Source organism: Bacillus sp. AFS098217 (assembly GCF_002551815.1).
Lineage (GTDB): Bacteria > Bacillota > Bacilli > Bacillales > Bacillaceae_G > Bacillus_A.
The window spans coordinates 1-22,656 of record NZ_NVPR01000038.1 but is presented as its reverse complement, the minus strand read 5'-3'; the positions used below and the strand labels follow the sequence as shown (position 1 = coordinate 22,656).

Annotated in this window: 21 protein-coding genes, 3 other RNA genes and 1 riboswitch; of the genes, 19 read left to right on the top strand and 5 right to left on the bottom strand. The window is 36.6% G+C overall.

The window, feature by feature from the left end; translation table 11 throughout:
* Window positions 1–70 precede the first annotated feature (70 nt).
* From COO03_RS10855 to COO03_RS10810, 10 genes are all read left to right on the top strand, one after another.
* On the top strand, window positions 71–592 hold the full coding sequence (locus COO03_RS10855) for a CotD family spore coat protein (RefSeq protein ID WP_097897197.1): 522 nt from the start codon (window positions 71–73) through the stop codon (window positions 590–592).
* 56 nt (window positions 593–648) lie between these two features.
* The gene (locus COO03_RS10850; protein ID WP_097897196.1) at window positions 649–1,203 is read left to right on the top strand and encodes a DUF1273 domain-containing protein; all 555 of its coding nucleotides are present in this window, start codon (window positions 649–651) and stop codon (window positions 1,201–1,203) included.
* A gap of 97 nt (window positions 1,204–1,300) precedes the next feature.
* Window positions 1,301–1,636, top strand: coding sequence for a cell division regulator GpsB (gpsB, locus tag COO03_RS10845; RefSeq protein WP_097897195.1), 336 nt, complete (start codon window positions 1,301–1,303; stop codon window positions 1,634–1,636).
* Window positions 1,637–1,723: 87 nt separating this feature from the next.
* Window positions 1,724–2,115: RNase P RNA component class B (rnpB, locus tag COO03_RS10840), an RNA gene on the top strand.
* Window positions 2,116–2,295: 180 nt separating this feature from the next.
* Complete coding sequence (locus COO03_RS10835) at window positions 2,296–3,435, top strand: THUMP domain-containing class I SAM-dependent RNA methyltransferase (RefSeq protein ID WP_097897194.1); 1,140 nt, start codon at window positions 2,296–2,298, stop codon at window positions 3,433–3,435.
* A gap of 62 nt (window positions 3,436–3,497) precedes the next feature.
* Window positions 3,498–3,683 carry a DUF3921 domain-containing protein gene (locus COO03_RS10830; RefSeq protein ID WP_097897193.1) on the top strand — a complete coding sequence of 62 codons (186 nt, stop codon included), beginning with the start codon at window positions 3,498–3,500 and terminating at the stop codon, window positions 3,681–3,683.
* Between the two features lie 134 nt (window positions 3,684–3,817).
* Window positions 3,818–5,755, top strand: coding sequence for an ATP-dependent DNA helicase (locus tag COO03_RS10825; RefSeq protein ID WP_097897192.1), 1,938 nt, complete (start codon window positions 3,818–3,820; stop codon window positions 5,753–5,755).
* Between the two features lie 143 nt (window positions 5,756–5,898).
* Complete coding sequence (locus tag COO03_RS10820) at window positions 5,899–7,416, top strand: carboxypeptidase M32 (RefSeq protein WP_097897191.1); 1,518 nt, start codon at window positions 5,899–5,901, stop codon at window positions 7,414–7,416.
* A gap of 83 nt (window positions 7,417–7,499) precedes the next feature.
* Window positions 7,500–7,976: a GNAT family N-acetyltransferase gene (locus COO03_RS10815; RefSeq protein WP_097897190.1), complete on the top strand. Its 477-nt coding sequence runs from the start codon at window positions 7,500–7,502 to the stop codon at window positions 7,974–7,976.
* 138 nt (window positions 7,977–8,114) lie between these two features.
* The gene (locus COO03_RS10810; RefSeq protein WP_142316246.1) at window positions 8,115–8,927 is read left to right on the top strand and encodes a DUF2262 domain-containing protein; all 813 of its coding nucleotides are present in this window, start codon (window positions 8,115–8,117) and stop codon (window positions 8,925–8,927) included.
* Window positions 8,928–9,001: 74 nt separating this feature from the next.
* Here COO03_RS10810 and COO03_RS10805 read toward each other — a convergent pair whose 3' ends face one another.
* Genes COO03_RS10805 through COO03_RS10795 form a run of 3 tightly spaced genes read right to left on the bottom strand, consistent with a single transcriptional unit; the run spans window position 9,002 to window position 11,297 of the window.
* The gene (locus COO03_RS10805; RefSeq protein WP_097897188.1) at window positions 9,002–10,651 is read right to left on the bottom strand and encodes a b(o/a)3-type cytochrome-c oxidase subunit 1; all 1,650 of its coding nucleotides are present in this window, start codon (window positions 10,649–10,651) and stop codon (window positions 9,002–9,004) included.
* Window positions 10,648–11,121, bottom strand: a complete 474-nt coding sequence (locus COO03_RS10800; RefSeq protein WP_097897187.1) for a cytochrome c oxidase subunit II — start codon at window positions 11,119–11,121, stop codon at window positions 10,648–10,650. The genes COO03_RS10805 and COO03_RS10800 overlap by 4 nt, the downstream gene beginning before the upstream one ends.
* 29 nt (window positions 11,122–11,150) lie before the next feature.
* Complete coding sequence (locus tag COO03_RS10795) at window positions 11,151–11,297, bottom strand: cytochrome c oxidase subunit 2A (protein WP_097897186.1); 147 nt, start codon at window positions 11,295–11,297, stop codon at window positions 11,151–11,153.
* Window positions 11,298–11,596: 299 nt separating this feature from the next.
* Here COO03_RS10795 and COO03_RS10790 point away from each other — a divergent pair, with 299 nt between their 5' ends.
* The 3 genes from COO03_RS10790 (at window position 11,597) to pbuX (ending at window position 14,595) form a co-directional block, all read left to right on the top strand.
* Window positions 11,597–12,343 (top strand): type I methionyl aminopeptidase, encoded by a 747-nt coding sequence (locus COO03_RS10790; protein ID WP_097897185.1) that lies wholly within the window; start codon window positions 11,597–11,599, stop codon window positions 12,341–12,343.
* 125 nt (window positions 12,344–12,468) lie between these two features.
* Window positions 12,469–12,570, top strand: a riboswitch (purine riboswitch).
* Window positions 12,571–12,676: 106 nt separating this feature from the next.
* A complete protein-coding gene (locus tag COO03_RS10785) occupies window positions 12,677–13,270 on the top strand; it encodes a xanthine phosphoribosyltransferase (protein ID WP_097897184.1) in 594 nt (197 codons plus the stop codon).
* A 2-nt stretch (window positions 13,271–13,272) separates the two neighbouring features.
* Window positions 13,273–14,595, top strand: a complete 1,323-nt coding sequence (gene pbuX, locus COO03_RS10780; RefSeq protein ID WP_097897183.1) for a xanthine permease PbuX — start codon at window positions 13,273–13,275, stop codon at window positions 14,593–14,595.
* Window positions 14,596–14,614: 19 nt separating this feature from the next.
* On the opposite strand, the gene COO03_RS10775 is transcribed toward pbuX, so the two are convergent.
* On the bottom strand, window positions 14,615–15,778 hold the full coding sequence (locus tag COO03_RS10775; protein WP_097897182.1) for a DUF418 domain-containing protein: 1,164 nt from the start codon (window positions 15,776–15,778) through the stop codon (window positions 14,615–14,617).
* A gap of 489 nt (window positions 15,779–16,267) precedes the next feature.
* On the opposite strand from COO03_RS10775, the gene COO03_RS10770 reads away from it, so the two are divergent.
* Entirely contained in the window at window positions 16,268–19,927 is a 3,660-nt protein-coding gene (locus COO03_RS10770; RefSeq protein WP_097897181.1) for a dynamin family protein, read from the top strand.
* 3 nt (window positions 19,928–19,930) lie between these two features.
* Here COO03_RS10770 and COO03_RS10765 read toward each other — a convergent pair whose 3' ends face one another.
* On the bottom strand, window positions 19,931–20,185 hold the full coding sequence (locus tag COO03_RS10765; protein WP_097897180.1) for a DUF3931 domain-containing protein: 255 nt from the start codon (window positions 20,183–20,185) through the stop codon (window positions 19,931–19,933).
* A gap of 71 nt (window positions 20,186–20,256) precedes the next feature.
* Between COO03_RS10765 and COO03_RS10760 the strand changes: the two genes are divergently transcribed.
* From COO03_RS10760 to ssrS (COO03_RS10740), 5 genes are all read left to right on the top strand, one after another.
* A complete protein-coding gene (locus COO03_RS10760; protein WP_097897179.1) occupies window positions 20,257–20,715 on the top strand; it encodes a GNAT family N-acetyltransferase in 459 nt (152 codons plus the stop codon).
* Between the two features lie 58 nt (window positions 20,716–20,773).
* Window positions 20,774–21,046 (top strand): DUF2533 family protein, encoded by a 273-nt coding sequence (locus COO03_RS10755; protein WP_097897178.1) that lies wholly within the window; start codon window positions 20,774–20,776, stop codon window positions 21,044–21,046.
* Between the two features lie 2 nt (window positions 21,047–21,048).
* Entirely contained in the window at window positions 21,049–21,882 is an 834-nt protein-coding gene (locus COO03_RS10750) for a sulfurtransferase (RefSeq protein WP_097897177.1), read from the top strand.
* Between the two features lie 115 nt (window positions 21,883–21,997).
* Window positions 21,998–22,180: non-coding RNA, 6S RNA (gene ssrS / locus COO03_RS10745), on the top strand.
* 21 nt (window positions 22,181–22,201) lie between these two features.
* Window positions 22,202–22,385, top strand: a non-coding RNA gene (gene ssrS, locus COO03_RS10740) — 6S RNA.
* Window positions 22,386–22,656 lie beyond the last annotated feature (271 nt).

Sequence of the window (22,656 nt, the reverse complement as noted above, 5' to 3'; positions counted from 1 at the left end):
AGCGGCTTTGATTCTTCTCTCATATTGTAAAGTGTAGTCAGATTTTTTTATGAGAGAGGAGAGAAAAACTATGCATCATTGTCATCCTTGTTTTGGAGGGCATAAGCCTACAGGACCTATTTGTACAACACCTCCTGTCATTCATCCAACAAAACAATGCGTAACACATACTTTTTCCACAACGGTGGTGCCGCATGTTCACCCAACTCATACAACACACGTTCACCATCAACAAGTTCAAAATGCACACTTCTTCCCACAAACAACTTCAAATGTAAATGTTGTAGAACCTGGTGAGCCAGGATTCGGTGGAGTTGGAGGGTTCGGTGGACCTGGAGGAGTTGGAGGAGCTGGAGGGTTCGGTGGACCTGGAGGAGTTGGAGGAGTTGGAGGGTTCGGTGGACCTGGGGGATTTGGTGGACCTGGAGGATTTGGTGGACCTGGAGGATTCGGTGGAGTTGGAGGAGTTGGAGGAGTTGGAGGATTCGGCGGAGTTGGAGCATGTGGCCATCATCATCACCATCATCCACATCATGTATCACCGTTCGGACCTAATATCGGACCAAACGTTGGTGGAATGTTTAAAAAGTAAATGTTATGTTGGAACTAGCGAAATGCTAGTTCTTTTCTTTTAAATGGAGTGTTGATATGAAAGTTGTAGCTGTAACAGGATATAAGCCATTTGAACTTGGAATATTTAAGAATGATCATCCAGGTGTTGCGTGCATAAAAAAGGCGGTACATCGTAAGTTACTCGCCTTTATAGAAGAGGGATTAGAGTGGGTTATCATAAGTGGTCAGCTAGGGGTAGAGTTATGGGCTGCTGAAGTTGTTTTTGAAATGCAGTTAGAGTATCCTGATTTAAAACTTGCTGTGTTTACCCCTTTTTTAGAACAAGAAGAAAGTTGGAAGGAAGGAAATCGAGAACTTTATGAGTTTGTTCTTGGACAAGCAGATCATGTTGATAGTATTACAAAAAGAAAATATGAAAGTCCAGAACAGTTTCGATTGAAAAATCAATTTTTTATTGGAAAAAGTGATGCACTTTTGGCTGTATACGATGAAGAAAAACCAGGAAGTCCTAAATACATGGTAGAAGTAGCAAAGAAAAAAGGAGAAATAGAAAATTATCATAGTTATTTCATTCTTTTTTCTGATTTACAAGATATAATAGAAGAGGAACGGTGGAATAATGCAGAGTAATGTGAAATATAGCTTATGTATAGATGATTGACAAAAGGCACTGTTTCTGAAAAAATTTAGTTAATGAAAGTTTTGGTAAAAATTTGAGGTGAAGAGAATGATTTCGGATAAAATTAAACTAACAGCGAAAGATATTTTAGAAAAAGAATTTAAAACAGGCATGAGAGGTTATCAACAAGAAGAAGTAGATAAGTTCCTTGATATGATTATTAAAGATTATGAAGCATTTCATAAGGAACTTGAACAATTGCAGCAACAGAATGCGCGTTTAAAACGTGAATTAGAAGAACAAAAATTAGTTGGAGCACAAGCTCCGCAGCAACCGGCTCCAACACCAGTTGCACAACCTGTATACAACAATACGAATACAGATATTTTAAAGCGTTTATCTAATCTGGAAAAAGCTGTATTTGGAAGTAAGTTATACGAGTAATATAGGAATGGAAAAAGATTGAAGCATTTTACATATAAAAAAGCATTGCAAAATCTTTTTGTTTCCACTATACTAATGTTTGTCATAACGTTTGGGTAATCGCTGCAACGCCAACGTTGTAGAGGAAAGTCCATGCTCGCACGACCTGAGATGGTCGTAGTGTTCGTGCCTAGCCAATTCATAAGCTAGGGTATTCTGGCTGTAAGGCTGGATTAACGGCAGGGAAAAAACCTAAGTCCTTTTGGATATGGTTTGACTACCTTTAAAGTGCCACAGTGACGAAGTCCTTGAAGAAATGATAGGAGTGGAACGAGGTAAACCCCACGAGCGAGAAACCCAAATAATGGTAGGGGAATCTTTTCCAAGGAAATGAACGATGGAAAAGGACAGGTTTGAGTAGCCTGTAGATAGATGATTGCCACCGGAGTACGAGGCGTGGGCCGTTTGCAGTACAAAGGAACAGAACATGGCTTACAGAACGTTATGAACCAATGATGAAATAACTCAGCTCTCCTTTGTAAGAGGAGGGCTTTTTATTTGTATGAAGTGATAACGTGTGAGTCAAAATGATAAATAAGAAAATACGTCGTAATATGGAATAATTAATAGAAGAAAAAACTATTAGTTATTGTTTGATTATACATAAGAGGTGAATGCAAATGGGAAAAGTTACTTTAATTGCAACAGCGGCAATGGGAATTGAAGCTTTAGTTGCAAGAGAAGTTCGCGATCTTGGTTATGAATGCCAGGTGGAAAATGGAAAAGTAACATTTGAAGCGGATGCAAAAGCAATTTGTCGTACAAATTTATGGTTACGTACTGCAGATCGTGTGAAAATTAAAGTTGGTGAATTCAAAGCGACAACATTTGATGAGTTATTTGAAAAGACGAAAGCTTTAAATTGGGGTGACTATATTCCGGAAAACGGGGAGTTTCCTGTTATTGGAAAGTCATTGAAATCAACGTTATTTAGTGTTTCAGATTGTCAACGTATTGTAAAAAAGGCTGTTGTTGAGAAATTAAAGACAACTTATAGACGTACAACATGGTTTGAAGAAGATGGTCCTTTATTCCGTATCGAAATTGCAATGTTAAAAGATATTGCAACATTAACAATTGATGCAAGTGGCGTTGGTCTTCATAAGCGTGGCTACCGTGTTGATCAAGGGGAAGCACCTTTGAAAGAAACATTAGCTGCATCTTTAATTAAACTTACAAATTGGAAGCCAGACCGACCATTTGTTGATCCATTCTGTGGTTCTGGGACAATTCCGATCGAAGCGGCACTAATTGGCCAAAATATTGCTCCTGGTTTTAACCGTGAGTTTGCATCTGATGAATGGGGCTGGATTGGTAAGCAAAATTGGAAAGAAGCACGTCAAGAAGCAGAAGATTTAGCGAATTATGATCAGCCATTACAAATTATTGGATCAGATATTGACCACCGCATGATCAGAGTTGCACAAGATAATGCGGATGAAGTTGGACTTGGTGACTTAATTTCCTTTAAACAAATGCAAGTAAAAGATTTCACAACAAAAGAGGAATATGGCTATGTTGTAACGAATCCTCCATATGGGGAACGTTTAAGTGAAAAAGCGCTTGTTGAAAAATTATATAAGGAACTGGGAGAAGTATTCCGCCCATTAGATACGTGGTCTATGTATTTATTAACAAGCTATGAAGCGTTTGAAAAATGTTATGGAAAAGAAGCATCGAAAAAGCGTAAACTATTTAATGGCTTTATTCGTACAGATTACTATCAGTACTTTGGGAAACGCCCACCACGCAATTCATAGTATAAAACCTCTTTGGCGCGCATATACTGGCTATTATGTAATGTGCAAAAGGAGGAATCAATATGGATGGTTTCCAATTGTCAATGATTCAAAAGGCCATTCATCGTACGTATGATGAGCTTGGAAAAGAAATTAATTTTCAAGGTGTAGCAGCAGATGAAATACAAAAAGCACAGGAAGAATATTTATCTGCATTATCACATGAAACATTAATTGATAAGCGCTACTTAAAGTCATTAATAGAGTAAAAAAGTTTTCCTTTATATAAAGGAAAACTTTTTTCGCGCATTTCTATGTATTACAACAGGGGAAAGCAACTGCTATTTAGAAATAGCAGTTGCTATATCTTTTTATAGAAAAACTTTTTTGTTGGAGGCTGAGGATGTTTACTGAAAAGAGATTACCATTTGAAGTAGGGAAACAAGATAATTTTTATGATAAGTTGAATGAGTGGATTGGAGATGTGTTTTACGATATCCTCCCAGAAAAAGGTTTTGAAGAACGCGATGAACAAATTTTTATGGCATTCCAATTAGAACGAGCATTTCAAGAGAAGAAAGTTATGTTCGCGGAGGCAGGCGTAGGAACGGGTAAAACGATTGTGTATCTTTTATATGCAATTTGTTATGCGCGTTATACGGGGAAACCAGCTATTATTGCTTGTGCAGACGAAACGTTAATCGAGCAGCTGGTGAAAGAAGAAGGGGACATTGCTAAATTATCAGAAGCATTAGGGTTATCAGTTGATGTACGTCTAGCAAAATCAATGGATAATTATTTATGCTTACGTAAACTTGAAGACGTGATGAGTGGACGAGCTCCAGAAGTAATTGAAGATCTATATTATGAATTACCTCAATTTGTATTTGATCATGGAACAATGCAAAATTTTACGCATTATGGTGATCGAAAAGAGTTTCCACTATTAAATGACGAAGAATGGTCAAAAGTATCTTGGGATTATTTCCAGGACTGCTTTACATGTGATTCTCGTCATCGTTGTGGTCAAACACTTTCTCGTGAACATTATCGTAAAGCAGCAGATTTAATTATTTGCTCTCAAGATTTCTATATGGATCATATTTGGACATATGATGCTCGTAAGCGTGAAGGCCAGATGCCGCTTTTACCAGAAAGTAGCTGTGTTGTCTTTGACGAAGGCCATCTTGTTGAATATGCGGCGCAAAAAGCATTAACGTACCGATTAAAGCAAACGATGATGGAACAATTATTAACAAGATTATTACAAAATGATATCCGTGAAGAGTTTGCTCATTTAGTAGAAGAAACGATTTGGCAAACAGAGCGATTCTTTGATGTTTTACAAGAGAATAAAAAAGAAATTGCTGGTTCGGATCGTTTAGAACTTACTGTGACAGAAAAGGTAACTGCTGAGGCGAAACGACTTTATGCGAAAATCGGGGAAGTCGGTGATGCATTAGTATTTGAAAGTGAAATGTACACAGTAAACACATACGATTTAAATATCGTTGATGAGCATTTAGATGTATTGGAGCATTCACTTCGTCTTTTCATGCATGAGAAAAATGTAATTACATGGGGAGAAGAAGGTGATGGTGCCTTTACATTAGTTATTATGCCACGTGCCGTAGAAGAAGTGTTGCAGGAGAAAGTATTCTCGAAAAAAATCCCGTATATTTTCTCTTCTGCTACATTATCTGAAAATGATTCATTTGCATTTACAGCAAATAGCTTAGGCGTAAAAGATTATTTATCGTTCGCAGTAGCTTCTCCGTTTGATTATGAAGAACAAATGAAAGTGTACTTACCGTCGTATACGAAGGAAAATGAATGGGAACGAAAATGTCAGTATACACTTGAGAACATTCAAAAAACAAATGGACGTACACTTGTATTATTCCGTACAACACAAGAACTTGCGGCATTCAAAGAATATGTGAATAAAGAGCAAATGTCTGTTCCGTTCTTATATGAAGGAGACCAAGAAATTAGTCAACTTGTTTCACGTTTCCAAAATGAAGAAGAGACTGTACTTTGTGCGGTTCATTTATGGGAAGGTTTAGATATTCCGGGTTCATCATTATCTCATGTCATTATTTGGTCGCTTCCATTCCCTCCAAACGATCCTGTGTTTGAAGCGAAACGTAAGCACGTGAATGATCCATTTTGGGATGTAGATGTACCATATATGATTTTACGTCTTCGTCAAGGAATTGGTCGCTTAATTCGTACAAGTGAGGATAAGGGTGCGATTTCGTTATTCTTGTCAGAGAATGAAAACGAAAAGGTTATTGAGGCTGTAAAGAAAGTACTTCCAGTAGAAGGTGCGGTTCTATAAAGTGAAAGTCGATTATCAGTTTTTTTTACGCTTCACCAAATAGGAAAAAGCTTGGCAAATGCCGAGCTTTTTTCTATTGGAAGAAAAGGAGATTATCTATTTATGTCGAAATAAAGGTGAGGTAGAAAAAGGAGGTATATCATATGACAATAGCTATATATGAAGTGGAAAAAGAGTTTTTAGCATACGTGAAGAAGATAAATAATTATGGCGAAGCATTAAGTTTAATATTTTGGGATTTGCGTACAGGTGCCCCAAAAAAGGGAGTGGATCAGCGCTCTGAAGTAATAGGAATGCTTTCATCTGAAGTCTTTTCATTATCGACTTCAGATGAGATGGGAAGATATTTAAAGGAATTAGAACGGCTAATCGCAGAGAATAAAATTTCTGAAACAACGAAGAAAATTGTAGAAGAGTGCCGCAAAGAATATGATCGAAATAAAAAAATTCCTCAAGCTGAGTATGAAGAGTTTGTCAAATTACAAGCAAAATCGGAAAGTGTTTGGGGAGAAGCACGTGAAAAATCTGATTTTGAAATGTTCCGTCCATACTTAGAAAAAATTGTTGAATATAAGAAGAAATTCATTACATATTGGGGTTATGAAACTTATAAGTATAATACGCTTTTAGATATGTATGAGCCGGGTGTTACAGTAGAAGTATTAGACCATGTATTTGAACAATTACGTGAGCGTATTGTTCCGCTTGTAAAAGAAATTTCGGGGTCTAATAAAGAATTAAAAACAAATGTTTTATTTGAGCATTTTTCAAAAGACCAACAAAAGAATTTCACTTTAGAGTTATTAAAACAATTAAACTATAATTTTGAGGCTGGCCGTCTAGATGAAACGATACATCCATTTGAAATTACATTAAATAGAGGGGATGTTCGTATTACGACCCGTTATGACGAGAATGACTTTCGTATGGCAGTGTTTGGCACTATTCATGAATGCGGCCACGCTGTATATGAACAAAATATCTCAGAAGAATTAGAAGGAACGCCACTTTGCAGTGGTACATCGATGGGAATTCATGAATCACAATCGCTATTCTTTGAAAACTTTATTGGACGTAATAAATCATTCTGGAAGAAAAATTATGAGCTATTAAAACAATTTAGTAATGGACAATTTGAAAATGTATCTGTAGATGAGTTCTATGATGCAATTAATGAATCAAAACCTTCCTTTATTCGCATTGAGGCAGATGAACTGACATATCCCCTTCATGTTATGGTTCGTTATGAACTGGAGAAAGAATTGTTTGATGGAACATTAGAAGTGAAAGACTTGCCGGCGGCGTGGAATGATAAAATGGAGAGCTATTTAGGAATTCGTCCAGAAACGGATGCACAGGGTGTGCTACAAGACATACATTGGGCAGATGGATCTTTTGGATATTTCCCATCTTATGCACTAGGCTATATGTATGCAGCACAATTTAAACATAAGATGTTAGAAGAAATTCCAAACTTTGATGCATTGCTAGGGGAAGGAAACGTGACGCCAATTCGTGAATGGTTAACAAAGAATATTCACCAATATGGTAAAACGAAAAAACCACTAGAAATTTTAGAAGATGTAACAGGTGAAGGGTTAAATGCGAATTATTTAGCCGATTATTTAGAGGCGAAATACAAAGGGATTTATGCATTATAAGAAGGCAGAGGAGCTACATATATGTGGCTCCTTTTTATGAATTAAAATTTTACTGTATGTGCGTTGCTTAAGGAGGCATAGAAGTGAATTATACTTTTGAAGTGATGACACAAGAGCAAGCGGAAGAAGTTGCGTATAATTGGCACTACGAGGGGAAGTATTCGTTTTATGATATGGAAGCTGATCAAGAAGATTTAATGGAGTTTTTAGATCCTATAATACGTGGAGAAACGATTTTTGCTGTTTGTGAGAATAATCAGCTTGTTGGATTTTTTAGTTTTCATAAAATAGATACTTATACAGTGGATATTGGCTTTGGAATGAAACCAAATATGACTGGAAATGGATTAGGATTAGCATTTATAAAAGAAGGTCTAGCTTTTTGTGAACAGAAATATCAACCGAAGTATATAACGTTATCGGTGGTGACATTCAATGAAAGAGCGATAAAGGTTTATAAAAAGATAGGCTTTGAAGCGGTAGGTACTTTTATTCAAAAAACAAATGGGGGTCACTTTGAATTTTTGAAAATGGTTTATCACAATGCTTGTAGGCAATAAAACACCTAACCTGAAATTTGGTAAAAGGAAAGAAGCTAGATGACATTGGCTAACTGTAAAAGCATGATTTGTAAAGGGGGATAAAAGATTCTTTCATCATATTTGTGCTTATATAATATAAAGGAGAGCGAAATGAAAATGAGTAAATTAAGTGAAACGAGTAGATTTGAAAATAGATTTACAGAAGAGATTATTGAGGTGGCAGCTGTTACAGGAGCATCGGGCGTAGGTGCGGGAAGAGCAGGTGATGCTATTTTGTGGAGTGCGTCAATCCCTTTGATTGCATGGAAAGATTTGTGCAATCATGAATTGATTATAGAAGAAAAACTAAGACTTGAATGGTTAGCTGACGATGCAGAATTGAGACGATCAAGAGAATTTTTACAAAAAAATACCGTTGTAAGGTTGCTGGTACGTAGGGCAGAAAATGCGATGATGCTTGTTCAGGTTTTGGATGAAACATATAGAGATAATGAATTAGAAAAGATATTACAAGATTCAATGGAGCCAGTCTATTATCAAGATAAAGTATTAGGTGAATTTGTACTTGACAAAAGTGTGGAGTTATTTGAAAAGCAGATTACTTGGGATGGTGAAAAATGCAGTTTGTCTTTTGATTGGAATAAAGATGAGCGTATGATGACGACGGCTTTAGAAACAGCATATGCACTTTTCGAGGAGAAAAATGAATGGAACAGAAAAATTAAACTGTTTGCAGCAACAGAATTATTGGGGTTAGCAAATGAATGGTTACAGGATAATGATGAGGCAGAGATCGATGAGATTACGCAGGAAATGTTCATTGGTTTTATGGAATTAGAGAGCATAAGTGTTTATTCAGACGGTGATTTTACAATATATTTTGCTGATGGGGATATGTTTTGGGGACATTGTATTATGGTAGATGGAAATATTGATGGGACTCTTAATTCGGTTCATATTGCAGGATAAATTTGTTTAGTGAATGATGAGCTAAGGGGTTTTAAGATAATAAAAAGCAGAGGGGACTCCCCTCTGCTTTTCACTTACCATAATTTAAATCCTTTTGAACCAGGCGGAGCGTTTTGAATCATATCAATAAATGGGATTGTGTAGGCAAATAAAATAAGTAACGCTGTAATACCAATCCAAAGCTTCCAATTATCAAAAACCATCGGTGTACGTTCAGATGCATCGGCTACTTCACCGATTGGGAACTCCGTTTGACCTTTCGGAGCAAAGAAGACAAGGTCTAAGTAAATAATGATCGCAATTACAATTCCTATAAATAAAATTGCTCCCCCGACTGCTTGTGCAATTTGATACGGAATCCATTCAAGTGCTTGTGGTGAATTTCCATATGTAGAAAAAGCAGAGCGGCGAGGTGCTCCAAGTAGTCCGGCAAAGTGCATACCAGCAGACATGAAGAACATGCCGATCGCCCATACGCAAGTTTGGATCATAGCAAGGCGATTCATTTCCTTTGTCATGACGCGTCCTGTTAAATGAGGAATGAGCCAATAACCAATACCGAAGAATGTTAATACGACAGATGTTGCTAATGTTAAATGGAAATGCCCAGTCACCCATACAGTATTATGAACGACTTGGTTTAGTTGGTTACTTGCGTTGACAAGTCCACCGGCACCAGCTGGGATAAACATGAGCATACCGACGAATGGAGCGAAAAATCTAGCATCCCCCCATGGAAGCATTCGAAGCCATCCGAATAGTCCAGTAGCTCCTTTAGAGCGACCAAACTGTTCGAAGGTGGCGAATAAAGAGAAGGCAGTCATTAAGGATGGAATGACAACCATAAATGTTAAGACAACTTGTAAGTATTTCCACCCAGGGTCAATTCCTGGTTCTGTTAATTGGTGGTGAAATCCTACAGGCATAGAAAATAGTAAAAATAAGATGAATGATAAACGAGCTAGTGAATCGCTAAAAATTTTCCCACCAATAATTTTCGGTATAATGACATACCAAGCCATATACGCTGGGAGGAGCCAAAAATAAACGAGCGGATGGCCGAAGTACCAGAATAGTGTTCGGCTAACAAGGACATCGATTTTATCGATAAATCCTAAGCTCCATGGAATGAATTGAATAAGTGCTGCAGCAGCAACGCCGATTGTAGCGACGAGCCATAGCGCCATTGTTACAACGGCCATAAAGCTTAAAAGAGGACCTATTTTTCCTTTATTATGCTTTTTCCATGTTCGATACTGAGCAAACATTGCAAATCCGCTGAACCAACTGCCGACAATAACAAGGGTAAGTCCGATATAAAATCCAGGATGTGCTTTTAATGGGGCGTAAAATGTATAGAGTACGGTTGCTTTATTAAGTAGAATAAAAATGGCAGTAATTGTTGTTCCAATTGTCATAAGCCAAAAGCCAATCCAACCTGTTTGACGAACTCCTTTCGATAGAATACCAGTTGTTTTACTCATACAAGCAAATAAGAAGCCGATAATAAAGAACGTTGTTAATACGAGTCCAAGCAAAACACCATGAGTTGTTAATATTTGATAGTAACCAATACCAGCAGGTAAATTGAATTTTCCAGAGCGAACGAGAACTTGCAATAATCCGCATAGCCCACCTAAAAACAGAGCGATAAAAGCAACATGAATATGAGCTATTGCTAGTTTTGCATCTCGTCTACTTATTTTATCTTGCAGTGCAATCATTTGTCAGTCACCTCCACTTTTGCGCTCATCATATGATGGCCAGTACCACAATACTCATTACAAACAATTAAATACTCCCCAGATTTTTGAAAAACTTGTGAAGCAGTACTTACATATCCAGGTTCAATCATCATGTTGACGTTTGTTCCTGCAATTTCAAAACCATGTACAACATCTTGTGTTGTGACGACAAAATCTACTTTCGCACCTTTTGGTACTTTAATTGTGTTTGGCGTAAAGGAAAATGCTTGTGAAATGATGGTAACTTGATAATGATCTTTCCCAACTTGCTTGACACCAGGATGATCAAAAGGTGCTGTTGCATGGACCTTTTCGGGGTCAATAGTCGTTAAGCAACTTGGTGGTTTGTTTCCCATATAAAAAGCACTAATTCCTAAAACGGCCAAAAATACGAATAGTGAACCGACGCCGAAAACGAGCCAGATTTTTTCGTATTTATGTAAGTGCATATCCCCATCTCCCTTTTCAAAACAATATATTAAAGCCGATTAACAAAAATTTGATAGACACTAAACCAAGTAAAAATAATGAAAAAGCCAACTAAAAAAACGGAGATTAATGTTCCTTTTAATGAGCTTTTTTGACTGTTTTTCGTTTCTTGTTGATGCAATTTATGTTCGCCCATAATACCCCTCCTTGGATAAATGAAATCTTATAATTTCATAATACAAAAAATTTAGATAATTTAACTGTGTCCACATATGCTTTCAAAAAGTGTTCATTGATACAATAAAAACTATGTCTATGATAAGAACTCGTAAAATCGCGGATTCTTACAAGTTTTGGAATGTGAATTTGTGAAAAAAATGTGAAATGAGAGCTTTTTTGAAATTATGGAGAAGGGTGTGTATGATGGAATTTGGATAGCTTTTATTAATGGAAGTTTACAGCCTATGGATAGAAGGATGAACGAGGAGAGATTGTATGAATATGATAAAAACGAGAAGAGAGATAGATTTGATGCGCGAATCTGGGAAATTGCTAGCTTCGTGTCATCAAGAAATTGCAAAGATGCTGCGACCAGGTATCACAACATTGGAAATTGATACATTTGTTGAAACATATTTAGCAAAGTATGGTGCAACGCCTGAACAAAAAGGATATAACGATTATCCATATGCAATATGCGCGTCTGTGAACGATGAGATGTGTCATGGCTTCCCAACTGATAAGTCCTTAAATGAAGGAGATATTGTTACAATTGATATGGTAATAAATTTAAATGGTGCACTTGCTGACTCTGCATGGAGTTATAAAGTAGGAGATATTTCTCATGAGGCAGAAAAATTATTACTAGTAACAGAAAATGCTCTATATAAAGGGATTGAACAAGCGATAGCAGGAAATCATGTTGGGGATATTGGCTATGCAATTGAAAGTTATGTAGCTTCTGAAGGATTCTCTGTCGCAAGGGATTTCACAGGGCATGGGATTGGTAAAGAAATCCATGAGGAACCAGCGATTTTTCATTTTGGAAAGCAAGGGCAAGGACCAGTGTTACAAGAAGGGATGGTAATAACGATTGAACCAATTGTAAATGTAGGTATGCGGTATGCAAAAGTGGATGTAAACGGCTGGACTGCACGGACAATGGATGGAAAGCTATCAGCGCAGTACGAGCATACAATAGCAATTACAAAGGATGGGCCAGTTATTTTAACGCGTCTTTAATAGGGAAATACAAAATGTAAGAGTTTTCAAAAATCGAACAAAAATGGTATTTTTATAAAAAATGTACGTGTTTTTCTTATAAATGCTTTTCAAAGTCAAAAAAGTGCGTTATAATCCTTCTATAAAATAAATAGGTTAGCTACACTCATATAATCGCGGGGATATGGCCTGCAAGTTTCTACCGAAGTACCGTAAATACTTTGACTATGAGTGAGGACGAATATATTGCTGGTTTAGCATTCTTTTTTGCGAAGCTCTAAAAGCGCGTCTCTCACTTGTAACGAGTGGTGGCGGCTTTTAGAGTTTTTTTATTGCATAAGAGGAGGAACAAACATGAAAGTATTACAAGAAAAGATTTTAAATGAAGGAACGGTTTTATCTGGTGATGTATTAAAAGTAGATGCATTTTTAAATCATCAAATTGATCCAGTGCTTATGCAAGAAATCGGAAAAGAGTTTGCACAGCGTTTTAAAGAAGAGAACATTACAAAAATCGTGACGATTGAATCTTCAGGAATTGCACCGGCAGTTATGGCAGCTCTAGAGCTTGGTGTAAAAGTAATCTTTGCAAGAAAGCGTAAATCGTTAACGTTACAAGATAATATGTATGTGGCGAAAGTATACTCATTTACAAAACAAGAAACGAATGAAATTTCATTATCTAGAAATCATATCCATGAAAACGATCGTGTCTTAATCATTGATGACTTTTTAGCAAATGGTCAAGCTGCTTTAGGCTTAATGAGTTTAGTAGAGCAAGCTGGAGCAAGTATTGCTGGAATTGGAATTGTTATTGAAAAAGCATTTCAAGATGGAGGAAAGAAACTGCGTGAGAATGGCGTTCGTGTAGAATCACTTGCAGAAATTGCATCACTTGATAACGGTACTGTTACATTTGCTTTGCAAGAGACTGCGGAGGTGAAATAATCATGAAGCAGCACCCATTTAAAATCGCATCCCTTGGCGTGCAGCATATGCTTGCCATGTATGCGGGAGCAATTATTGTTCCTCTTATTGTTGGCGGAGGACTTGGTTTAAATCAGCGAGAACTGACGTACTTAGTATCTATCGATTTATTAATGTGTGGTGTCGCAACGATTTTACAAGCGTTATCGAATCGTTTTTTCGGAATTGGTCTTCCCGTTGTACTCGGTTGTACGTTTACAGCAGTTGGACCGATGATTGCTATCGGTAAGCAGTACGGTGTTTCTTCTATATATGGAGCAATTATTGCAGCAGGACTGTTCGTTGTTATTTTTGCAAAGCTATTCGGAAAGCTTGTGAAACTATTCCCGCCTGTTGTAACGGGTTCGGTTGTTACAGTGATTGGGGTTACATTAGTCCCAGCAGCGATTAATGATATGGCTGGAGGAGTAGGTAGTAAAGATTTTGGGAGTCTTGAAAACTTAGCATTAGCATTCGGTGTCTTATTATTTATTATAATTATGTATCGTTTCTTTGATGGGTTTATCCGCTCTATTTCTATTTTACTTGGTCTTTTATTTGGTACAATTATAGCAGCATTTATGGGGAAAGTGAGCCTGCAAGCAGTTGGAGAAGCCGATTGGTTTCACAGTATTCAGCCGTTTTACTTTGGTACACCAACATTTGAATTAACACCGGTTATTACAATGATTCTTGTTGCTTGTGTTGGAATTGTAGAAGCAACTGGTGTGTATTTCGCTTTATCTGATATATGTAACAAAAAGATTGGTGAGAAAGAGTTAACGAAGGGTTACCGTGCCGAAGGATTGGCGATGATTTTAGGCGGTATTTTTAATGCATTTCCTTATACAACTTATTCTCAAAACGTCGGTCTTGTTCAATTAACAGGTGTACGAAATCGCGTGATCATTTATACATGCGGTGGGATGTTAATCGTGCTTGGTTTTATTCCTAAAATTGCAGCTATCACAACGATTATTCCAAAACCAGTGCTTGGTGGTGCTATGCTAGCGATGTTTGGAATGGTTATGGCATACGGAATTAAAATGTTAAGCAGCGTAGACTTTGCTAAGCAAGAAAATTTATTAATTGTAGCATGTTCTGTTGGAATCGGACTTGGTGTAACAGTTGTTCCAACGTTATTCTCTCAGCTTCCAGAAAGCATTCGTATTTTAACAGATAACGGAATTGTGCTTGGAAGTGCGTCGGCGGTACTATTAAATATCGTGTTTAATATGATTCCGCAGCGCAAAGCGAAAACAAAAGAAGAGCAAATTCCAGTGCAAAGTGCTGTAACAGAAGCATAAACAAAAAGCAAGGTTCTCATTAAGAGACCTTGCTTTTCTTTTTTAGAGGCATCATTTTTCCATATGTACCTAGGCGCCAAATATATTCAAGTGGACCGTACTGATAATGAGAGAGCCACCAGCGACTAATAAAGATTTGTAATGTATAAAAACCGATGCAAAATATTGGGCCGATCCATAATGGTACTGGCAAGTAATTTTTGAAAACTAGACCAAACACAAGTAATGTGATGATTGTCTGTGAAATGTAATTGGTTAATGCCATTCGTCCTACATATTGGAATGGACGTAATAGCTTTTGCCATCTTTCTCGCTGTAATAAACGCATAAGTGTGAAAATGTAAAAGATAAATAATGTTTTCCCGCTAAACATTGTAAGACCGTACATGTGGATTGGCTCGTATGGTTGTTTTGCCACAAAGTAGCGAATCATGAAGAACCACATAGGTAATGTTAAAACGAACATAATGATTTGCCATTTTTTTAGTTTTGGATCTAGTTCCTTCGTTCGGCGGAAAATGTCTTTTTTGCCAGCATATAGACCGAGTAAGAATAATCCAACTATTTCTGGAAGCATAGAAAGGTTTGTCTGGATTACTTCAGAATAAAAGTCTGTAAAGCGATCTTGCACTTGTACTCCCCAATTTTCTAAAGGCATAATGGGGAGGGAAGTTCTTAATTCTTCTATTGGTATAAACATAAGGATTAAACTCATTAGTAGCATGAAAAATTGGAAAAGTCCTAATAAAACCAAAGCCCATATTAAAACAGTACGAGGCTTTCTTTTATAAAAGAAAAATAAGAAAAATCCTGCAATTGCATAGCTATGTAAAATATCCCCATCCCATAAAAGGACGTAATGTAAGAAACCAAACAACAATAAGATGAGAAGTCGACGGACAAATAATGTTTTTGGATGATCTGTTTTTGTCTCAGCACGTTGCATGAAAATGTAAAATCCTAGTCCAAACAAAAATGAAAAAATAGTATAAAACTTTGTTTGAATAAACATGTCGTAAAATAGGCGGATATAACTGTCTATCCCTTCATAACTTCCGGTGATTTCACTAGTGTCAACACCAGCAATAACAGGCCAGTTAACAAGAAAAATACCAAGTATAGCAATTCCCCGAATAATATCGATAGAATGAATCCTCTCGCCTTGTGAAATATTTTGTGTCATTATTTTCCTCCTTTAAGTCAATCCCTTTTATTATACAAAATGTAAACAAAAGGAGATAGGGGTATTTCCAATTTTTGAAACTATTAAGATGTGTATGATGAGATATAATAAGAGTGCACAACAAGTTTTTCACTCCTTTAAAACAGGCAGTAAAAAGCCCCTTCTTTCAAAGGGGCTTTCTTTTTGAAAAAAATTATTGATAATGATTCTCTTTAATGATAAAATGAATGTAAAATTGATAATCATTATCAGAAAAAGGTTGGTGTGTTAAATATGATGTATACATTAATTGCAGGAACGGTTGTTGTATATGCTGTCATTACAAAGTATGTGTTAAATGAGGTTGGAACAACAAAATGAATAATCTCACATAAAATCCCTTTCATTTGTCAAAATAATGAAGGGGATTTTTTATTTTTGATGTGAATATGCTGAAAATTTAGTATGATAATAGGGTATATACATCTTGGAATAAAGGGGATCAAGGGGATGACAAACATAGTACAGACAAACAGTATGAAAAAACTTGTTTGTTTTTATGAAGAATGGCAGAAGCATGGTGATACAGAAAATAGCTTGAAGTTGTTTGAGGTAATGCAAAAATATAAAGAAGAACAGCTTATGATTGCATTTTGTGGCCATTTTTCTGCTGGGAAATCGACGATGATGAATCACTTATATAAAGCGCAGCTATTGCCGACAAGTCCGATTCCAACAAGTGCAAATGTAGTTAAAATTGAAAAGGGACAGGATCGTGTTGTTGTTACAGTGAAATCTGGAGAGCACTATGAATATGACGGTGCGTATTCGGCAGAAGAGTTGAAGCAGCTTTGTAAAAATGGTGATGAAATAATTGGCGTTCATATTTACCGAAATGATGCACCAATTCCTGATGGTGTCATACTTGTTGACACACCTGGAATTGATTCGACAGACGACGCGCATCAATTAGCAACAGAATCAACGCTCCATCTTGCGGACGTTATTTTTTACATGATGGACTATAACCATGTTCAATCAGAAGTGAACTTGCAGTTTGTGAAAGAATTAAAGCAGCGTAATAAAACGGTGTATCTTGTTGTCAATCAAATTGATAAGCATAAAGAAAATGAGCTGTCATTTGAGAGTTATAGGCAAAGTGTGAAACAATCATTCTCTAATTGGGATATTGAAGTAGATGGTATTTTTTATACTTCTTTACGAATGACGAACCATCCGCACAATGAAATTCAAAAATTAGAGAATTTGCTTTCTTCTATTATGAAAGAGCGTGAACAATATGTGAGCAATGGTATGGAAAGAGAAACAGAATATTTATTACAAGAGCATTTTTCATTCGTTCTTTCAGAAAATGAAAAACAGCTTATGCCATATGAAAAAGAATTAGCATCACCGTTATCGCTTTCAGAAGTAATGGAAAAGAAGGAAGAGCTTCTTGAAAATAAACGACGTGTGGCTAATAAAGAATCCGATGTAAAAAATGAGTTTATAAAAGGTTTGCAAGCAATATTAGATAACGCTTACTTAATGCCGTTTGAAATGAGAGAGCTAGCGAATCAATATTTAGAAACGAAACTAACAAAATTTAAAGTCGGTTTATTATTTGCAAAAGGAAAAACAGAGCAAGAAAAACAGCGGCGCTTAGATGCATTTTATTCAGCACTAGAGAAGACCGTTGAAACGCAGCTTGATTTCCATGTAAAAGAGTTTATTGTAGCTTTCTTAAAAGGTGAAGGGTTGTTTACAGAAGAAGTAGGAAAAGACATATATGCAATGCAAAGTTCTTTTAATCCCGAATTATTAGCAGAAACAATTAAACAAGGTGCAGGATTTACAGGAGATTACTTGCTTCTGTATACAGCAGATGTTGCAAATGAGCTAAAGAAAAGATACTTTATGAAAGCGCAGCAGATTTTCGAGAAGAGTACGAGTGTTTTACAGGAAAAGGTCAAAGAAGAGATTGTTCACATTGAAGAAGAAATTGAACAATATGCGGTATTGCAGACGGCAAAAGAAACAAAATTACAATATGTTAAAGCGTATGATAAATACGAAAATTACTTACAAGGTATTTGGGGCGATCATGTACCAGTGCCAGATGGATTACAAATAGAAGAAGTATTGCAAGGTAAGAAGCAGGTTGTAAATGAGAAGTTTACATTACAAGAACAAGAGGTGCGAAGTGATAGTATTTCTTATAATGAAGAAAATGTAAAAACGACAGCAACATTAAATATTCATCGTATATTAGAACAAGTAAAAGGTGCGGAAACGATATTAGAAACTCTTCCTACGCTTAAACATTTGCATCAAGAAGTTGTTGGGAAAAGAAAACGTGTGGAAACGAAGCAATTTACAGTAGCGCTATTTGGGGCGTTTAGTGCAGGGAAATCATCATTTGCAAATGCTTTGCTTGGTGAAAATGTGCTCCCAGTGTCACCAAATCCGACAACGGCGACGATCAATCAAATTTTGCCAATTACAGAAGAGAAACCTCACGGTACGGTGGTTGTTCAATTTAAATCAAAGCAAGCATTGTTAGAAGATATGAAAGCAGTTTATAAACTGTTTCATTATGAAATAGCAACATTGGAAGAAGCGTTATCACAAATAGATACAATCATCCAGTATCCGTCACCAAGTGGAAAGCAAAAAACAACATTTAGTTTTTTACGTGCGGTACAAAGAGGTTATCAGGCAGTTTCTAACAACTTAGGGGAACAAGTACAAGTTACGTTAGAAGAATTTGCTGAGTATGTAGCGAATGAAGAAAAGTCATGTTTTGTGGAATATATGGAACTCTACTATGATTGTGCTTTAACGAGACAAGGGGTTGCTCTTGTTGATACGCCGGGAGCAGATTCTATTAATGCCCGTCATACAGATGTTGCATTCCAATACATAAAAAATGCGGATGCAATTTTATTCGTAACGTATTACAATCATGTCTTTTCAAGAGCAGATCGTGAATTTTTAATTCAGCTTGGTCGTGTGAAAGATACATTTGCACTTGATAAAATGTTCTTCTTGATTAATGCAGCGGACTTAGCGCAGTCTGAGGATGAACTTGAAATGGTAAAAGGATATATTGCAGATCAGCTCTTGCAATATGGTATTCGAAATCCGCGCTTGTTTGCAATTTCAAGCTTATGTGCACTGAAAGAGAAACAAGGAAAGAGTATTTCAAAAGAACAGTATGGAATCTTGCAAAATTCGGGAATTACAAAGTTTGAGGAATCATTTACATCCTTTATGATGCGTGATTTAATGCTCGTGTCTGTACATTCTTTATATAGTGCACTGCAAAGCGCAGATCAACTTCTTGCAAACATGATACAAGGAGCCAAGCAAGGAAATGATGAAAAAGAAAAGCAAATAAAAAAATATGAAGCAGAACGTGAGCAGCTACTTCATATTATTTCATCGTATAGTGTACTTGCAGAAGAACAGGCAATGCAAAATGAAGTGAAAGAACTGTTGTATTATGTACAGCAACGTTTATTTTTACGTTATAATGATGTGTTTACTGAATTTATTAACCCAGCATCGCTTCGAACAGATGGAAATGTAAAAATTAAGTTGCAAGAATGCCTCATGGAGCTTGTATCCTTCATTCAGCATGATTTGGTGCAAGAGATGCGAGCAACTTCACTGCGTCTTGAAAGATGGATTGATGAAACGATGCAGCGTGCAGGGGATGAAATTGCAGTAAAATGTAAGGCGGAAAATAAATCTATCTCTATGAATGGAACAGCGGATTATGAGTACCAAGTTATTACACATAAAGAGCCGTTTCCTTCTATAGAAATAAAAGATTTTAAAAAGGCATTATCCCATTTTAAAAACGAGAAAAGCTTTTTTGAGAAAAATGATAAAGCAGTCATGCAAGAAGATACGAAGGAATCACTCGAGCCTTTCGTATCCCAATATGTAGCGGATGAAGAAGAATTATTTATTCATCACTATAAACAAGAATGGGAAGTGAAGTGGGACCTATTCCGAGAAGTGATGCAGCAAGATGTTAAGCAATATTATGAAAGTGTATTATTCGCTTTAGCAGAAACAATTGATGTATCGCTATATGAACAAAGTAAGGGACAATTACAGAAACAATTAGCAGCAATCGAAAAAGAAATTCATATTGTATAACTTCTATGAAAAAAAGATTTGTTCAATTTTCTTTTGTAATACAGCATCCAGTGATTTTACGAATCCTGCAAATTCATCTGTAGAAATCATATGAGTAAGAACTAATCGTCTACCATCTGGTGTTTCACCGCATAAGACGAATGAAGAAAACTCATATGGTTTTCCTTCTACAACTAATTTTGGATAGGAATATGTTCCATTTTTCTTTTTCTTTCCATCAATTGAGATGACGTTGCACTTTTTCTCATTGTTGTCCATGGTGAATCCCTCCTTTGTATTACTTATGGTAGACAAGGTGGGTTTAGAACAAGAGAGAAAGGAGAAATTTTATGGGAATTGTAATAGAGCGTATTTCTAAAGAGATTGCACCGAAGTCGCTGTTATTGCTTGCCGATCCAAGTGAACGTCAAATCAATTCATATCTCCAGCGCGGTCTTATCTATGCTATGAAAGAGGAAGAAAAGGTAATAGGTGTATATGTATTGCTTCAAACAAGGCCACGAGCAATGGAAATTATGAATATTGCTGTTTTGGAAGAGTTACAAGGACAAGGCATTGGGAGACAATTGTTACAACATGCGATTATAACTGCGAAAGAACATCATATGCATACACTTGAAGTTGGGACAGGAAATTCTAGTGTTTCGCAGCTTGCATTATATCAAAAATGTGGTTTTCGTATTTTTTCTATTGATTTTGATTACTTTTCAAAGCATTATGAAGAAGAGATTATTGAAAATGGAATTGTATGTCGTGATATGATTCGGCTTACAATGGAACTCACGTAGTCATTTTCTTATGAAGAACTGGCAAGAAAGTACAAATTTTACTTAGGGGGAAGAGAAGATGGAAGTACATAAAGCAATTACAGCACATTCTCGTAAACAAAATGAAATTGTGACAACATTTTTACAGCTAGAAGCACAGCGTGAAGCGGCAATTGAAGCGGCGGTAGCACTTGCTTCAAATGGAAAACATTTCTCAGTAGATGCAATTAATATGGTAACAAAGCAAATCAATGACCTTGCTAAACGAGGTGTTGCACCGCAACGTAAAATTGTAACAGAAGATATGGTTATGGAGTATGTAAGTCGCCTGCAAGAGAAAGAAGGTCGTTAAGCATGATTGTTACAGTCGAATGGTTACGAGAGCATATAGAGGATGAACATGTTCGCATAGTTGATTGTCGTTTTGACTTAGCTAATCCAAATTGGGGACGAGAACAGTATGAAAAAGAACATATTCCCCATGCACTATATTTTGACTTGAATCTTGATTTATCCAGTCCTATTACGGAGCATGGTGGCCGTCATCCACTCCCGAACCTTGAGGATTTTGCCGAAAAGCTTTCTCAAGCTGGTATTGATGAACATACAACAGTTGTTGCATATGACAGTCAAGCTGGTGCAATGGCTTCGCGTCTATGGTGGCTATTAACATATGTAGGACATCAAAAAACATATGTGTTAAATGGTGGTTTTCCTACTTGGAAAGAACAAAATTTATCTACAACAGCGGAAGTTCCAACATTTGAACGAAAACATTTTATGCCAAACGTACAAGAAAGCTTACTTGTAACGATGGAAGATGTGAAAGAAAAGATTCGTGCAAATGCAGATATTACGTTAATTGATTCTAGGGAGCCAAAGCGTTATGCTGGTGCCGAAGAACTTGTCGATCATAGTGCTGGTCACATTCCGACGGCAGAAAACTATTTTTGGAAAGATGGAATCACAGCGGAAGGACAGTTCAAAAATAAAGATGAGCAAGAGGAACGTTTCCATCATCTTAATAAAGAGAAGGAAACAATCGTTTATTGCGGATCTGGTGTAACAGCATGTCCGAATGTATTAGCGCTACAAACAGCTGGTTTCCGTAATGTGAAGTTATATGCTGGAAGCTGGAGTGATTGGATTTCTTATCCAGAAAATCAAATTGTAAAAGAAGGACAGTAACCCCTTGCATGCAAAAATATTTTGTATTAAAATAAGGGCACAAGCAAGAAATTGCTTCAAAATATTACATTTTACACATTGCATACAATGTGATAAGATAACGACAAGTAAATAAAACATCCTGCGGTGTACGTAACTTATTTATGTCTAAAACCGATGTTAGTTATACGGAAGCTCAACATTTAGCGACCATCATCAAGCCTTCTTTGTGAAGGAAGATATATGGTAGCTGTGAGGGCATCCACCTGCGAGTAGCGGGTTTTTGGACATTTACGAGGGACGGCACGTGCGGGGGTCTTATTTTAACTAACATTATATAAAATTCCTACGGTGTACGTAGCTTATGTATGTCTTAAACCAATGAGTATAATACGGAAGTTCAATATTTAAATGGAAACAGCACGCCGTCTTTTTAAGAAGGAAACTGCAAACATTTGTGAGGACATCCACCTGTGAGAGCAGGTTTATGGACATCTAGAGATAACGGCATGTGTGGGACTATATAAAAACCTTACGTTTTATACGTAAGGTTTTTTGGTTGTGGGAACTTTTTTATCAGCGTACTTGAAATGATTTAAATTTCGTTGTGTGGGAACTATAAAAAATATTAGAAATAAAGCGAAACTCCTACTGATGGGAGTTTCGCTTTATCATTTTAACCGAGAAGCCCCCTTCCTCTAAACGAAGTGAAGGTGGGGGATGAATCGGTTTTTTCTTTTTTTAAGAAAATTACATTTTTTAGAACATACGTTTCATTTTGTTGTATAATTGTCT

Coding starts and splice junctions, on each gene's coding strand:
- COO03_RS10855 (WP_097897197.1), top strand. CDS start 71: ATGCATCATTGTCATCCTTGTTTTGGAGGGCATAAGCCTACAGGACCT.
- COO03_RS10850 (WP_097897196.1), top strand. CDS start 649: ATGAAAGTTGTAGCTGTAACAGGATATAAGCCATTTGAACTTGGAATA.
- gpsB (WP_097897195.1), top strand. CDS start 1,301: ATGATTTCGGATAAAATTAAACTAACAGCGAAAGATATTTTAGAAAAA.
- COO03_RS10835 (WP_097897194.1), top strand. CDS start 2,296: ATGGGAAAAGTTACTTTAATTGCAACAGCGGCAATGGGAATTGAAGCT.
- COO03_RS10830 (WP_097897193.1), top strand. CDS start 3,498: ATGGATGGTTTCCAATTGTCAATGATTCAAAAGGCCATTCATCGTACG.
- COO03_RS10825 (WP_097897192.1), top strand. CDS start 3,818: ATGTTTACTGAAAAGAGATTACCATTTGAAGTAGGGAAACAAGATAAT.
- COO03_RS10820 (WP_097897191.1), top strand. CDS start 5,899: ATGACAATAGCTATATATGAAGTGGAAAAAGAGTTTTTAGCATACGTG.
- COO03_RS10810 (WP_142316246.1), top strand. CDS start 8,115: ATGAGTAAATTAAGTGAAACGAGTAGATTTGAAAATAGATTTACAGAA.
- COO03_RS10805 (WP_097897188.1), bottom strand. CDS start 10,651: ATGATTGCACTGCAAGATAAAATAAGTAGACGAGATGCAAAACTAGCA.
- COO03_RS10800 (WP_097897187.1), bottom strand. CDS start 11,121: ATGCACTTACATAAATACGAAAAAATCTGGCTCGTTTTCGGCGTCGGT.
- COO03_RS10795 (WP_097897186.1), bottom strand. CDS start 11,297: ATGGGCGAACATAAATTGCATCAACAAGAAACGAAAAACAGTCAAAAA.
- COO03_RS10790 (WP_097897185.1), top strand. CDS start 11,597: ATGAATATGATAAAAACGAGAAGAGAGATAGATTTGATGCGCGAATCT.
- COO03_RS10785 (WP_097897184.1), top strand. CDS start 12,677: ATGAAAGTATTACAAGAAAAGATTTTAAATGAAGGAACGGTTTTATCT.
- pbuX (WP_097897183.1), top strand. CDS start 13,273: ATGAAGCAGCACCCATTTAAAATCGCATCCCTTGGCGTGCAGCATATG.
- COO03_RS10775 (WP_097897182.1), bottom strand. CDS start 15,778: ATGACACAAAATATTTCACAAGGCGAGAGGATTCATTCTATCGATATT.
- COO03_RS10770 (WP_097897181.1), top strand. CDS start 16,268: ATGACAAACATAGTACAGACAAACAGTATGAAAAAACTTGTTTGTTTT.
- COO03_RS10765 (WP_097897180.1), bottom strand. CDS start 20,185: ATGGACAACAATGAGAAAAAGTGCAACGTCATCTCAATTGATGGAAAG.
- COO03_RS10760 (WP_097897179.1), top strand. CDS start 20,257: ATGGGAATTGTAATAGAGCGTATTTCTAAAGAGATTGCACCGAAGTCG.
- COO03_RS10755 (WP_097897178.1), top strand. CDS start 20,774: ATGGAAGTACATAAAGCAATTACAGCACATTCTCGTAAACAAAATGAA.
- COO03_RS10750 (WP_097897177.1), top strand. CDS start 21,049: ATGATTGTTACAGTCGAATGGTTACGAGAGCATATAGAGGATGAACAT.